Here is a 14090-nt window from a genome sequence, read left to right as displayed (position 1 = left end):
GTTTCTTGTACATCATTTATTCCTTTACGAGTGCGCTTCTGGTTTCTTTGATCGTTTTAATGCCTCTTTCTGTTTCCTTCTTCACACGGATCAATACGCCGTCGTCGTCGTATTCAAAGAAAGTGGCGTAATTATTTTCATCCAGCTCGGCCATCATCCGCATGGTCATCGGATCGTAGGCGTAGGATTTCATATTGGCGTTGTAAGGGTGGAGCCTGATATCGTCCACATAGATATCGGAAGTGCCGTTGGCGATGAAGAGCACGGAAAGCTGTGTGCTGCCTGCAGGTACGTCTGCCGCATATTCATAGCGCTGCCATCCTTCAATGATGTTGCCCGAAGGCGCGATTGTATGGATGAAGGTCTCTTCTCCTTTTTTTACCACCAGCTTCACTACGTTGGAAGTATAGGCAGTACAATTGCAATCCGCCTGTTCTTTCACCCAGGCGCTGAAGATCACTTTTTTACCGGCGAGCGGGGAGAAAGCGGGCAACAATACAGACGAATCCGCTTTGATGGATTTTAACACCAGGCCCGGCGTGGTACATTGCGAAGCACCCGTTACGAATACCGGCAGGGAAGCCGTGCCGGCCGCGTCTGAAACGGTGTGGCTGGTGAACATGGTGTCTCCGGCGGCTACGCGTACGGAATACCGGCCGCTGTGGCGCTGGGAAGAATCTATCATGCTCATGTACCCGCTGAAGTCGAAGCGCCTTCCCGTAATGCAGCCGGTTTCGCAGGTGTTGGCGCTCAGGTCGTAATCCTCAAACCCTTCGAAGGCGGCCTCGCGGTACCGGCTGTTCTGCACTACCGCAACCGGCAGCGCATTCTCGAACCCGTAAATGGCTGCGCTATATTTTCCGAGCGGGTCTTTATTTTCCAGCTCAAATCCTTTTTTATTGAAGAGCGTGGATTCGGTGGTCCATACCCAGCGGGTGGTATCCTGGCTGGCCTTCCAGCCGTTTTGCTGCTTTTGCCAGAACGTAAGGAAATCCTGGTAGGTACCGTCTTTCCGGGTATTGGTCTGCTGCTCCGGATCGGATTCTTTACGGGCGCCATAGTAAGCATATGCTTTGAACGGCCGCCAGTTGCCCAGCAGGCCGGCGGTATACGGGTTCACGCTGGTATCGGTCACGGCGCTGTAACAGATCAGCTCAAATTCCGCAAGGTCCAGCGTTACCTGGCTTTTGATGGTATCCTGGCAAATGTCCGCGCTGATGGCTACGTGATAGGTGCCGCGGTGCGAAGGCCCGAGATTGCGGATGGTCACCAGCTTTGAGGTGTCCACGGATCCGTCCGGGAACGTCCACCGGTATTTGATGGCGGTGGTGGGCAGCTGGAGCACATTCAGCCTGGCAATGTCTCCCACACAGTAGGCTTCTTTATCAAGCAATGCCAGCTGGGCGGTAGCGTAATCCAGTATCTGTACGGTTTGCACGATGGAGGCGCCGCAACCGTCTATCACTTTCACATCATAATTCTGGTGTACCATCAGTGAATAGGACGGCCCGGAATTGAACCTGCCTGTATAATTGGAATCCAGGTACGGACCGGCGAAGCCATTTCCTGCTGCGGCAAGTTTGTACTGATAGCTGCCTCCCTGCGGCAGGATGCCATTGATAGCGCGCACAACGATGCTGCCGCTGTTAGGCGCTCCCTGCGGGCAGATATATCCCGCGGTAAGATTGGGATCGATAGCCAGGGGCGAAGGGTTGTAGGTAATAAATTTAACGTTGGCTGTGAGTCCGTAGAATTGGAAAAAATCTTCCACATAAGTCGGGTTTGCGGTAATGGCGATCCGGTAATCGCCGGGGCCGGGCAGCAACAGCGGCGTACCCAGCGGTACAATGGCCTGGTTCCATATCTGACCGGGCGGGCCTGCAACGATCTTGAAATATACCGGGTGCGTTTGTCCGTTGTAGGTTGCAGTACCAGTGGGCCTTACGATCCGCCCGTTACAGGTGTCTTTCTCCGTAGCATCCACCACAAAACGGTATACGTCGGTTTCCTTTACTTCTTTGGTCACGTAATAGGTTCCGCAATAGTCTGTGATCTTCCATGTATAGACGCCGGGGGTGAACATCTTCCGGTTGTCGCTCATATAATAGTTATAACCGTTTCCTCCATCCGATGAAATCGTGTGTTTCAGACGGTGTGTAGCCGGCGCAACCAGCTCAATGACGGTATTGGCGGAAAAAACCTGGCCGCCGTGTATATCAATGCTGAACTGCACCGCTCCGTCTATCCCGCTCCTTCCATACATGGAGTTAAACGACGCGGTGTATTTGGTGGCCGGATCGTCCGCCGTCACGGTATAATTTGTAGCGGAGCGCAACACTGCGCCGTCTCCGGATGTGTAGGTGAAATCGTAGCTGCCATATGGTAACCCGTGCAGGCTCCAGTCATTATAATCATACGCCGTATCACTATATTCCTGCAGGGTGGCCCTGTTCTTTCCCTTAATGATAACGGGAAGGCAGACGGTGTTCATGGAATAGGCCGTGATCCCGAAACTGATGTTACAATTCTTAACCACGGAAAAACCAAGCGTGCGCTCAGGTATTACGTAAGGTAATATGGTTATTTCACCGCAGGGAGCTTTGAGGTAATAATTGACGGTTTGCCCGTAAATGTCTTTCAGGGTCTGCCCTGCCGGGAGGTCCAGCGATATCCTGTTCGTATAATACACATCTTTATATTCAGCAGGTACATTGCCGGGAAGCGCCACGCCAAACGTAAAGCCTGAGCCGGGAACGCCATATGGCATAAAGGGCGAGTTCAGGCCCAATGGCGGTGCGGGCATATTCAGCGTATTACAATCGGGGTTGAGGATAATAAGGTTCGCCAACGCCGTGTTGTTCACCGTAGGCACCGGCAGCTCGCCGATGGTGACAAACTGCTGGGAAGAAGCGGCGCCGCATGAGTCGGAAAGCACAAATGTATAATTACCCGCAGGAAGGTTACCTGCTATAAATTCCGATGCCTCGGTGTAAAAGGTCGTGCCGCCGGTATATGTTCCGGGCGCGGCGGTAACAGACACACGGTAAGGCTTCCTGCCATTGGAAAAGAACATTTTCGCCTGGCCTGAGTTACAATTCCTGAAAGCATCCCTCAGCCTGGCGCCGTTGGCAGTGAAACCTATATAATTGCCTGGCACTGTCACCTGTACGGTGCTGGAATCCAGCTCGCCGTTGCAGATGCCTTTCGCCATCACTTCATAGTTTCCCGGAGCAAGGTTCTCGAACACGGGCGTGCTCACCTCCGGGTATTCCGTTCCACCGATGAGTTTCAGCCGGTAGAGCAGGTTAGACACGTTTTGTTTGTCCGGCCCGGTAAGGGACGCAGTTATTTTACCGCTCACCGCACAACGTGATGAATCAACAACCGCCTGAACCGACCAGTCGCATTGGGCACTCGCCGGCTTTATAAAAGCCAGCAGCAGGCCGAATGCCATTATTACCGTTAAAAGAGTTTTTCCTGTTATTGTCCGCATTGCAATCGGTTATTGATTTTTGGGCATTCTGCTGTAATGACTTGTATATTCCGCTCTCACCAGCTGGCCGGAAGCGGCATCCCTGTAAACTGAAAAAGGCCTTTTAAGAATGAGCGTATCCGGTGAAGGCATTTCCCAATCGTAAACGAAATTCCATTGTGCATCTGGCTGCGTTCTGGCCAGCAGGATCATGTTTGCGCCCGTCCAGCTGAATACGCCCGTTTCCATCCCGCCCCTCCGGGTTGCCTGGTACCGGTAGCCGCCGAATATTATTTCAATCGGAAGCCCTGCCTTCAGTTTTTCTATCTCGCTTTTATCTGTAAGGGTATATTCTTTCAGATGCGCATGGCTGGTATACAGTGTTTCCTTCACCATCACCGCCTTTACCTCCCATTGCCCTGCGATCTTCGCTGCAGCGGTATCCACGGCCTGCGCGCAGGTGGTTGCCGTTCCCAAAGCCATCAGCAGCCATATCAGTAAAAAATGTCTTTTCATGTTACAATCAGTTAATGGTGTTAAAACAGGCAAATGATCTTTTCCCTTTTCCTGTCTTCCACCTGCCAGTTCTGTTTGAATTCCGTCATTTGAGCGTTGATGATCCTGCTGTTCTGATCGATCTGCAGGTAATATTCGCCGGAGGCGTTCTTTTTAAGCGGGTTTTCCAGCATGGTGACCGAACCGGCGCTGGCTGAAATATTTTTCCTGCCTGAGCGTATCACCTTCAGGTTCACTCCACTGCCGGAGAAAGGCTTCCCGTTCTTATCCAGGAAAAATATGTTGGCCGGGCCGCCGCTGAGGGCGTTCGCATCTACCGCCCAGATCACGCTGGCGCTCCTGAAAGTGGCCACCAGCGGATCGCAGCCGTTTGCGCTGATGTTGTTCTGCGAATAAACAAGTATTTCGTCGCCGGAGGCAAAAAGGCCCGATACGGAATCTGTTCCGAGACTGGTAATGAGCCTGCCTTCCCTGAACTCCGCATTTTGCATCAGTGTCCCGATGTTTTTATATGCTCCGCTCATGCCGTCGTAGATCCAGCCGGCGGGATATGTGAAATTATAGATGGGGTCATCGTGCTCGTTTTGCGTGGCGGTAAGAATGGCGTCGCCGGTCTCCGCATCGAACAGAAGATTGCGGGTGCTTACCCTGCTTCCTTTATCTGTCACCACAATGCTGTCCATAATGCCATGACGGTTGATCACCTTGGTGGCGGCCACCGATCTGAAAAGATTTTCCTGCCGGTGCGGGAAGGCCCAGAAGGAAGGATAACCGAGTATCGGCGGGATGCCGAATGAAAATATATCGCCGTTCACATTGAAGTCGATGGCATGGCTGATGCTTATTTGCTGGCGCATATCCATCATCAGCTCCATGTCTTTCCCGATCATGGTCTGGGTATCAATCAGCCCGTTTGCCCCCATGGCGGGCGCCGTATTGTTCAGGTGCTTGAACTCAGCCACCTCATTGTCCAGCCGGTAGTGATAAGTGGTAGAGGCGATAGGGACGCTGTCGGTTTCTGAATATACTTTCCTGTATCTCATCTTTCCGTGCATATCGTTCAGCTCCACTTTAAAGCCCTGGCTGACTACCAGGTGGCGCATCACGTTCACCTGCAGCAGGTTGGTGAGCCAGGGATTGTAGCGCAGCTTCGTATTATTATCCAGCAAAGAATGCTCTACGATCATGGGGAAATCGTAGGCTGTATAAAAGCCCGTCTCGATAAAGCCGTTGGCGGAGCGGGTTTTGGCTGTTTTTATTGAACGGGCGCGCACATTGCTGTAGCCTACCGTCGGCGCGGGAAAGAAAGATTCGCCCAATGGCGTTTCAATATATCCCAGCGTGGTAGGCGCCAGCGAAGCTACCTGCTCCCGGTATTCCAGGGGCAGCTTCCAGGGGTTTTCCTCACCGCCGATAATAGGCTCGTAAGCCGCCACGCCGCTGCTGATAGTGAGGTCCCTTCCATTCACCCGGCGGGTGGTGGTATAAGTATACTCCGTTCCGTAAATAGATTCTTTCTGGCCGGTCATCGCTTTCCAGTTGTCGTATATCAGTACCTGCTTAACGCGGTGGCCGCCGCCCAGCTTTTTGAATCCGGGTGTGTTGAGCCGGACGTAAGCCCGGGTAAGGTCTACCTCCTGCGCCCAGTTCTGCCTGCGGGCGGATTCGTCGAAGGAACGGAACGCAGTTACGATATTATCAGCCATCCCGGCGATCATTTGCACGCCGGATTTCAGGTCTATATCGTCTCCCACATCGGAGCCGCGGAATGCTTTGGATGGCAGGTTGAGCCGCAGGAACTGCACCGCTGTTTTTGCCATCGGGCTGTAAGGGCCGTTGTCGAAGCCTTTTTTATCTACAGGCACCATTTTGAACCAGATAGTATTAGCATCAATGTATCCGTATTGCCCTTTTTCGAGCTTGGAATAACCTGATACGAAATCGTATCCGCTCCCCCATTTATCGCCGGGCATTTTGACATTCAGCCGGAAGTGCATTTTATCTATCCCTTCCAGGTATTTCTCCCACACGTCCCGGTTGGAAGCCACGGCAACAGGCACGTCCACGGCCACATACAGGTGGTCCTGGCTGCCGTACAGCTGGTTGGTAAGCCCCGCCTTGCTGGTTGGCTGCGAAGCGGAAAAGCCCGCCACCCTGAACATCTGCGCCGCTCTTTTATTTTGTACGAAAGCGTAGTCGTCGCTTTCATATTTCACCTTGATCCTGCCACCTGACGGAAGTATGATGGAATCGAGCGCCCAGGCGGCTGCGTTGTAGGCTGCCGTGGCGCTGTCCTGCAGGGCATATGGATAATCCGCGTTGGTCACCACATTGCCGGTAGCGGAACCGGGGTTGCTCATCGGGTCTTTATAGTTGCCCCACCTGTCGAAGGCATTGGCATTATAGGAAGGATTGTTTGCATGGTAGTTGAACCGGTAGGCATTTTTCTTCCCTTTCTTGTTGCCGTTATAGCTGAAGTAAACGCTTTTTAATGTCAGCTTGGCGCGGGGTATGCCCGAATAGGTATTGTCAGGGCACAGCGCATCTTCATATTCCAGGTGAACGGTTTTGATCGGCCGTGCATTTTTGCCGCGCTTCAGGTATTCAGCTTTGGAATAGAGATTGATCTCCGTTAATTTTTTGGCTCTCAGGTTCAATTCCGGTTCGCCGTTCTCTTTTACGGAAAACACGTCGTTACGGTCTTCCAGCTTAAAGATGGCGATCATGGTCTTGGATTCAATGGAGTTAAGATACCACAGCTCCTTTTCGCCGTATACATAACTTCCTTTATCGTCGCGGTTCTCAGATCTCAGGCCCTGGTTGTAGGATGCGGCGTAGCCATTGGGTGTTCTCCATTTGAAAGGATTCTTTATGCCGGCTACTTTCGTGTAGTTGAACTTGATAGCGTCTCCCTGGTCGTCGTCTGAAATACCGTCGCCGGTGGCATCCACATAATCCGGTGAAAGCACGCCGGAGAGCAGGAAGCTATGCGCATAGGCAGGCGTTATTTCGCTGCTGTAGTAGTTATCTATCCCGTTCCTGTTCAGCTTGGCCGTGTTATCCACGCCATGGGCATACTTTACGGTATCGCCCAGCGGGTCGCCGTTCTCCTTTCTGGCGGCGAAGGTCACTTCTTTTTGTTTCAGGTTATAGACGGGGATGCCGTAAACATATCTCCTGCCATCGGTGTTCAACACGTCGATCTGGGAAATGTGATTTTTCTTACGGAAAGAGTTTACCCGTTTTTCTTTGTAAAGGGTGTCTTTTATTACTTCAAAAGTATCAGTGGCCGGCATCAGGTACATGTCCTTCCAGGTCAGCTGCGTTTCACCGCATTTCCATACCATCCTGAACTCTGCGTCCTCAGGGTTCCTGTTCACATATTCCAGCCAGATATCATACACTTCTCCTGCTTCCAGGTTGAGATAACAGATCCGCTCCGCAGAGCCGTCGTTCTCACCGCCAAAGGCCTGCAATACCCATTGGTTGTTCACCGCAAGCTGGCACCCGTCGTCCGCCCACATGGAAATTTTATATGTGCCGGTTACCGGAGCCTTTACGCGTCCCGTCCATCTTACCGTGGAGTGGCTGTTGCCCATGTAATGATAGTCCTTATCCTGCCGTTGGAAATATTCCTGCTTGTTCCTGAAATCGAAGGATTTATCTACCTGGCTAAATTTAAATTCGTTGAAATTGTTTCCCTTGAAATACTCTCCATACCAACCTACCCCTTCCCCTTCGGTATCGGCGGGAAACTGGTTATCGCAATTGCGGGTAACGAACTTATTAAGCCCGTAATTTTCGATGTATTTGGGAAAGCCCGCGGTGCTGGCTTCTTCCGCGGTCAGGTACGATATCACCTGCGTTCTTTTGTCCCTTGTTTTTTTGACAGCCTGGCCCGGCAGGATGCTCACTTCGCCGGCGGCCTGCCCGCCGCGGTAGCGTACGAGCTTGTTGGTGGATGTGATGGAGGGAAGCACTTTGTTGGGCTGGTTCAGCTTCGCAAATACCACGTCATCGCCCCCGATATTATCATAAAAAGAACGGGTGTTGATCGTTTTTTCGCCCGGGTTGCGGAAATAAGCAGCTTCATATTTACCGGAAGACCTGGTGAAGGGGATGGCGGAAGCCAGCGGGTTGGCGCTTTTCCAGGCGGAGGTTTCAGTGAAGGCTTTTGTAACGGAAACATCCACGCCTACGTGCACGAGGTCTCCAAAACCAAGGTCCAGGTTGCCTGTAAAGGATTTGTCTTTTGTGCGCATCTGGTGGTCGAACACATAGCCCACATCGCTCCTGTACGCCCTGAAAGTTCCGCCCGTTCCTTCGCCGGACATGGTGAACACATCGTGCGTATACACCGGTACGGCGATATTGGGGAACTCCGGCTTTTCGCGGTACGGGATCTCGCGTTCACGGTTGTAATCCATCAAGGCGGCGGGGTTGTTCGCGCCGTCCTGGTAATGAAGATATCCGTATGCAGGCAGATAACGCGTGGTATCTTCGTCCGCAATGTATTGTTTGGTAACGTAGCCGCCTATATAAAAGTTGGGGTCGATGGATTTGTATTCAACGCCCACCTTCACCATGGCAGTAAAAACGCTGTTGGTGAACGGCATGGAGATGGTTGGCGTATACCCGGGATACGCAAAAGACAACCCGCTGCCGAACACGCTGGTAGACCCGGCGTTCAGCATCTGCAGGCTTCCTTTCTTGCTGTCCTGGATTGCTTTTACATCTTTTGCGACTTCGGCCGCGGACTTGAACTGGCGCACGCCGCCTGAGAATTGCAGCGCTTTCATGCCCGATCTTGAGTTATAAGAAGAGCCGATGGACACATTGCCCCCGAAGCCGCTGGTTGCCCTGGCATCCTGTTCTGACCAGGCGTAGGAAAGGCTGGGCGAAAGCGTAAGCCCTTCCTGGGAATTGGTCGTAATGCCCAGCCCTCCGCTCAGCGAACCGCCGGCCACGCCGCCGGCATTGATGCTGGGGTTAATGCCGGCTTCCAGCCCCCAGCCGCGGTAGGTGTTATGGAATATGCCGAGGTTCACGCTCAGGTTGAGACTAACACTGCTGCTATCCTGCGCGCCTCCGCCGCCGCTGGCGCCCTTGGGAAAACCTGCTATTTCAATTCCGGCGCCGGTAGTTACGCCGATGGTTTTGTTCGTTTTTACCCAGGCTGTTTTGGCGATGGTATCCTGCCCGTTGAAATCGTCCGGTAGGCCGCGCATGTTCCGTGTAATGGAGCCGGGATTGATATTCCATCCCAGGCCGCACCAGCTGGCTTCCTGGTCCATACTGACGCCGCTGTTGTATCCCAGCGCCAGGGGGTATCCGCCAACGTCTATCAATGGAATGTTATAGCTGAAGTCCCCTGTGAACAGGTCTACCATGTTGTCATTATTCACGGAAGAGAACGCCTGCGATTCAGGTTGGGTAGGCCCGCCGTTGAACACTGCTTTCTTCCCTGCAACTGCGGCCGGCGTTGCGGGCCGGGCTGCGGCGGCAAACCCGGCAGTGCGCGCTGCTTCCACCGTTCCCTTCCTTCTCCTGCCCGGCGCAGGCGCACCCGCATGTGCAGGCACTACTGTTTCCAGGTATAGCAAGGTAAGCATGCCCCAGGCAATCCTCTTTCTTCCGTTAGCCAATGCTAGAATCATCATACAATATTTTCAGGTACAGGTTATTTTTCGGATTGATAAACAAACTTCAGCTGCCAATATTCACTTCTGCCATTCAGCAGGCGAAACAGGTAGCTGGCGCCTTTCCGGAGGCTCACCCGCTGGGGTATGGCCACATCCAGGCGGTTGCCTCCCCTCTTCAGCTCCAGCGTGCCGGTATGCACTGCTTTGTTCCCTTCTTCCAGCGCGATCACTTCATAACGCACTGCACTGTCCGCCGTTTCGTTGGTATAATCCACGTTCAGCACACGCGCCGCATACAGCACGTTCCCGTCCAGCTCGCGCCTGAGGCGGGTGTACACGGTATTGCTGCTGCCATGGCCGGCTTTGGGTGTGGTAATGGTAAAGGTCCAGACCTCCGTTTGCGCGGCAAACTGCTCCCCGTTCTTTGCTATTACAGACCATGCGTACACTTTCCCTGTGTCCAGCTTTACAGCAGAAGAAGGATAGTTGGCATAATTCTCCCGCAGTCTTGTAAGCCGCAGCACCGGGAGATTCTGCTGGATGGCTTCCGGGGCGGGCTGCCCGCTGTGCACTTCCGTCAGCAGCATTTCATAATTGAGCTGGGAAAAAAGATTCACCGGCGCAGGCGGCAGCCAGGTGAATTGCGGCTGGCGGCTTTCCAATACTGCCCCGTTTTCCGGCAGGTTCAGCATCGGCGGGCTTACCGCCTCTATCGTGAAAGGAATGCAATCTTCCCGGTGGTTATAGTCTTTACCACCTTCCACATGCAGGCTGTAGCAGGCCGTGTATTGCCCTGCCGGCAGAAAGCCGTTCACGCTGCGGTCTATATTGGGTGAAAGATATTCGTACTGAACCGGCATCACATCTGCCGCCTGGAGCTGTTTGGCTCCCTTGGCAAGCACGATGGATTTAGTGATACCCGTGAGCAGCGGCTGGCTCTGCTGCGCATCCAGCAGGCGGAGGGTAATGGTCACTTTCACCGGGCGGTCCGCCGCAGATACCAGCAGAATATTCCATAGCTGTGCTTTTAATATCACGCCCGCCGGGGGCACCTGCGGCATCATGCTCACCTGCGCGCCAGCGCGCAGGGCCAGTAAAAGCATTACCAGGCATAGGGTTCTTTTCATTATTATATGTCTTTTAAAAAATTCTGGTATAGGTTAGCCGCCCCGTTTTATTGGGCACAAGCCTGCGGTCTGTTCCAGGCACAAAACCCTGGTCAGCCATCAGCATAAATTCTCCCACTTTCGGCACTTCCACTCTCATATTCGCCGTATAGCCCAGTTGCCGCAGGCGGTAAACGGTCTGGTAATTGTATTTCAGGCCGCCGCCCACATCCAGCCATTTACGCACTTTGTAATAAGCATTGGCATCTCCGCCATATAAAGCATAATCCTGGTTGGATGCCACATTCGCGCTTCCGTTCAACGTCAGCCTCCCCAGGAAAACACTATGCTGCAGCACTATGTTGGTACTGTTGAAATACACAAAACTGCTGTCTGCCTGCCGGTTGTAGAACCTGGTGCCGGATAGCATGGTGTTCATACTCATTCCACGATACTGGTAAAAATGGCTCACCGTTCCCACCATAGTGTAGAACATATTCTCCATGAACTTGTCTTCCCCTGTTTTGATCAGCTGCGAACTGGGAAAATAACCCAGCGATACTACCGGCCAGTGCCTTCTCCTGAAAGTGGCCTGTATGCTTTTGAACACGGTGCTGCTCATGTAACTGGCGCTTTCGAATATGCTGTTGAAGGCGTTCTTTCTCACGGATGCAGACACCGTTAGCTGCTGCCGGAAGAACGGCTGATCAACCTTCACCATCCACCCGGTTTGTGAAGACCCGGAAGCGTACAGGCTAAAGGACTGGAAATTGGCGCCCATCATTTTGTACATGCCGGTAACGCGTGTGCCCGTGGAAGGAATAAAAGAGCTGGCAGACAGGGCGTACGCCTGGTTACTGTGCTCCTTCAAAGTAAACATGCTGCCCATCATCCCCTGCTGGTGCGCAACGCGTTCGTGCTGCGGCAGGCTCGATTTGGCCACTTCGCCAACGATGTAAGTATTCCTGTCCAGCTGCCAGCGGCCCTCCAGCGCAACCCCCATGATCCGGTTATCCGGCACGCTGATGGCCGGGTCCGTTGAGGCATTGAAATTATAAGCTTGTTTTTTCCCGGTGTAATAACTGAGAATGATATTGTTGCCGTCGCGCATGCCGTAGCCGCCGCGGATTATATTCAGATATTGCCTGCTGCGTCCCGTGTTCACCACAAAATCACGGAACCGGTAATCCACTGCACCGGAGCCGAAAGCAAAGTACCAGGAAGGATTAAATTCAGCCTGTACGCCGATGATACTGATGTGCCTGGCTGTTAATTCCGAATAATCCACCATGGTTCTGCCGATACCCGCCGAACGCAGTGCCAGTAAAGGCTTATACCCACGCGGCAATACGCTGTCAGGCAGGTTCATAGCTTCCAGCCGGTCCGTCAGCTCTTTCGTGCTCATTTGCTGTGTAAGCACTTTGGAAAGGCTCTCCTTTTTCATCCCCAGCTTCGCGAGCGCCCGGCCATACCGTTGATCCAGTACCATGATCTCTTTTTCCAGCGAATCTATCTTTGCTTTCCTTGCTTCGTATTCTTTTGCTATCTGCTGCACGCTGCTGTCTTTCACCGGTAGCTTCGGCTTGTGATCCCTCAGTCCTCCTTTCAACGGCAGCGGCCATTTGCCGGGCAGGCCAGGCATTTTTACATCCTTCACGCCGTACAGCTCCCGTTCTCTCGCTTCTATTAACCGCTGTGTTTGTGAAGGAGCGGAAAACCAGCTTTTCAGGCGGTAAAGTGAATCCCGTTTTTCATTCAGCCTCGTCTTCATGCCATCCAGCTCCTTCCATTGCAGCTGCCGGCCCGCATCCCAGGCATTGGCCTTCTGAAGAATGGAATTTTTCAGATCGCGGCTGCTGTACCGGAAATTCATGCCGGTAATATCCCGCAGCAGGCTCGAATTGCTCTGGCTGGTACTGAAGGTGAGATGAAGAGGGTATTGGTCCCGCACGGTAATATCCAGCGTGGTCTGCACGGTATGCTGGTAAATTTCTTTTTCGATAAAAGGCGTGTCGGCATTGGACTGGTAATAAAAATCGTACATCACATTGCCATGAACTGTCAGGAACGGTTTTTTCGCGGGCGGCAAGGCCGCTGCATTGTTGCGTGGCTCGCGGATGCGGACGCCTGTTACGGTATCTTCGCTTAACACATAATGATATACCGGCAACAACATTACCCCCTTGCAGGTACCTGCAGGTATAAGGGCAAAACTGCTGTCTTTTATTCGGTAATAGTACCCTCCTGCCGTATCCACAGGCTTCCCGGGGGAAACCGTACGTAAAAACGACTGGGCACAGCACTGGCATGCGGATATCATAAGTATAAGAATACCAAGGGTTCTCAAATCAAACGTTATTGTGGCTGTTGAATAAAATACAAGCAATTAGCGGGCTAAGGCACGGGAATCGGGTCTAACTTATATTTTTTGGCTACTTACTGGTTTCCAGATTCAGGTATAGTTAAATTTTTTACTGGTTTTCGTCCGGGGACAAAATAAAACAAAACATTCTAATTTTCATAATTTAAAAGAAATAAAAATATCAGATGTTTTGAACGCCGTTAAAATTTGATCTCAAACGCCTGTTTCTCCTTAAAATCAGGACTAACAAACACCAGCCCGATAAAGAACAGGTCGATGGAGGTAGTGACGGCCGGGTGCGCTTTGATGGTTTCCCAGGCGCGCTCCATGCCTTCCGTCCAGTGAATATCGTCGAAGATGAGGAGAGAACTGGGCTTGAGGTACGGGAGGCATTCGAGGAAATATTGCACCGTGGGGGTTTCGCGATGGTTGCCGTCTATGTACACAATGTCGGGGGAAGGGATCTGCCGCAGCACTTTGGACAGCTCCGTATCGAAATTGCCCACGTATTGATGGATGTTCCGCAGGCCGAGCGACTGGAAATTCTGCGCTGCGCGGGCCGCAATATTCGGGCAGCCTTCGATGGTGTGAACGGTGGCGCCCGCCGAGGCCATGTAAGCCGTGGAAAGGCCCATGGAAGTGCCCAGCTCCAGCACGGTGCCGGCTTTTAAATACTGCACCAGCCGGTAGAAAAGCTGGCCGAACTTCGGCGGCTTGGCGGCATGTTTTACGATATCCTTTATTTTCCGGACGTTGGTGGCGCCCATCAGCGAGCCTGCGCCCAGGTCCGTTACGTTCAGCACCTCACTGCTCTTCAGGAGGTTTGCGCGCAGCGCTTCAATGGGTTCATATGCCGCAAGGGGTCCGCGTTTGTTCAATACTTCTTCCACCAGCGTGTATACGAAAGGGGAATGCACGCTGTGCCGGTTGCCCGCCGAAAAATAATAACGGATATATTTTTTTGCCAATTCCGCCTGGTGCCTTACACTCAC

The 14090-nt window shown here is 52.7% G+C and carries 6 protein-coding genes; all 6 read right to left on the bottom strand.

From position 1 onward, the window contains the following. Positions 1–16: 16 nt before the first annotated feature. Positions 17–3361: a hypothetical protein gene (locus ACTJIK_RS12445; protein WP_440646680.1), complete on the bottom strand. Its 3345-nt coding sequence runs from the start codon at positions 3359–3361 to the stop codon at positions 17–19. Positions 3362–3502: 141 nt separating this feature from the next. Beyond that, positions 3503–3988 carry a hypothetical protein gene (locus ACTJIK_RS12440; RefSeq protein WP_440646679.1) on the bottom strand — a complete coding sequence of 162 codons (486 nt, stop codon included), beginning with the start codon at positions 3986–3988 and terminating at the stop codon, positions 3503–3505. A gap of 20 nt (positions 3989–4008) precedes the next feature. Next, positions 4009–9648 carry a PA14 domain-containing protein gene (locus tag ACTJIK_RS12435; protein WP_440646678.1) on the bottom strand — a complete coding sequence of 1880 codons (5640 nt, stop codon included), beginning with the start codon at positions 9646–9648 and terminating at the stop codon, positions 4009–4011. A gap of 20 nt (positions 9649–9668) precedes the next feature. Further along, entirely contained in the window at positions 9669–10757 is a 1089-nt protein-coding gene (locus ACTJIK_RS12430) for a hypothetical protein (RefSeq protein WP_440646677.1), read from the bottom strand. A 13-nt stretch (positions 10758–10770) separates the two neighbouring features. Continuing rightward, positions 10771–12888, bottom strand: coding sequence for a hypothetical protein (locus ACTJIK_RS12425; protein WP_440646676.1), 2118 nt, complete (start codon positions 12886–12888; stop codon positions 10771–10773). Positions 12889–13298: 410 nt separating this feature from the next. After that, positions 13299–14090 carry an O-methyltransferase gene (locus ACTJIK_RS12420; protein ID WP_440646675.1) on the bottom strand — a complete coding sequence of 264 codons (792 nt, stop codon included), beginning with the start codon at positions 14088–14090 and terminating at the stop codon, positions 13299–13301.

This window comes from Chitinophaga sp. 22620 (assembly GCF_052044405.1).
Taxonomy (GTDB): Bacteria; Bacteroidota; Bacteroidia; order Chitinophagales; family Chitinophagaceae; genus Chitinophaga.
Note: the sequence above shows the minus strand (reverse complement) of the source record. Positions and strands in the feature narration are given on the sequence as shown.

Coding starts and splice junctions, on each gene's coding strand:
- ACTJIK_RS12440 (WP_440646679.1), bottom strand. CDS start 3,988: ATGAAAAGACATTTTTTACTGATATGGCTGCTGATGGCTTTGGGAACG.
- ACTJIK_RS12435 (WP_440646678.1), bottom strand. CDS start 9,648: ATGATGATTCTAGCATTGGCTAACGGAAGAAAGAGGATTGCCTGGGGC.
- ACTJIK_RS12430 (WP_440646677.1), bottom strand. CDS start 10,757: ATGAAAAGAACCCTATGCCTGGTAATGCTTTTACTGGCCCTGCGCGCT.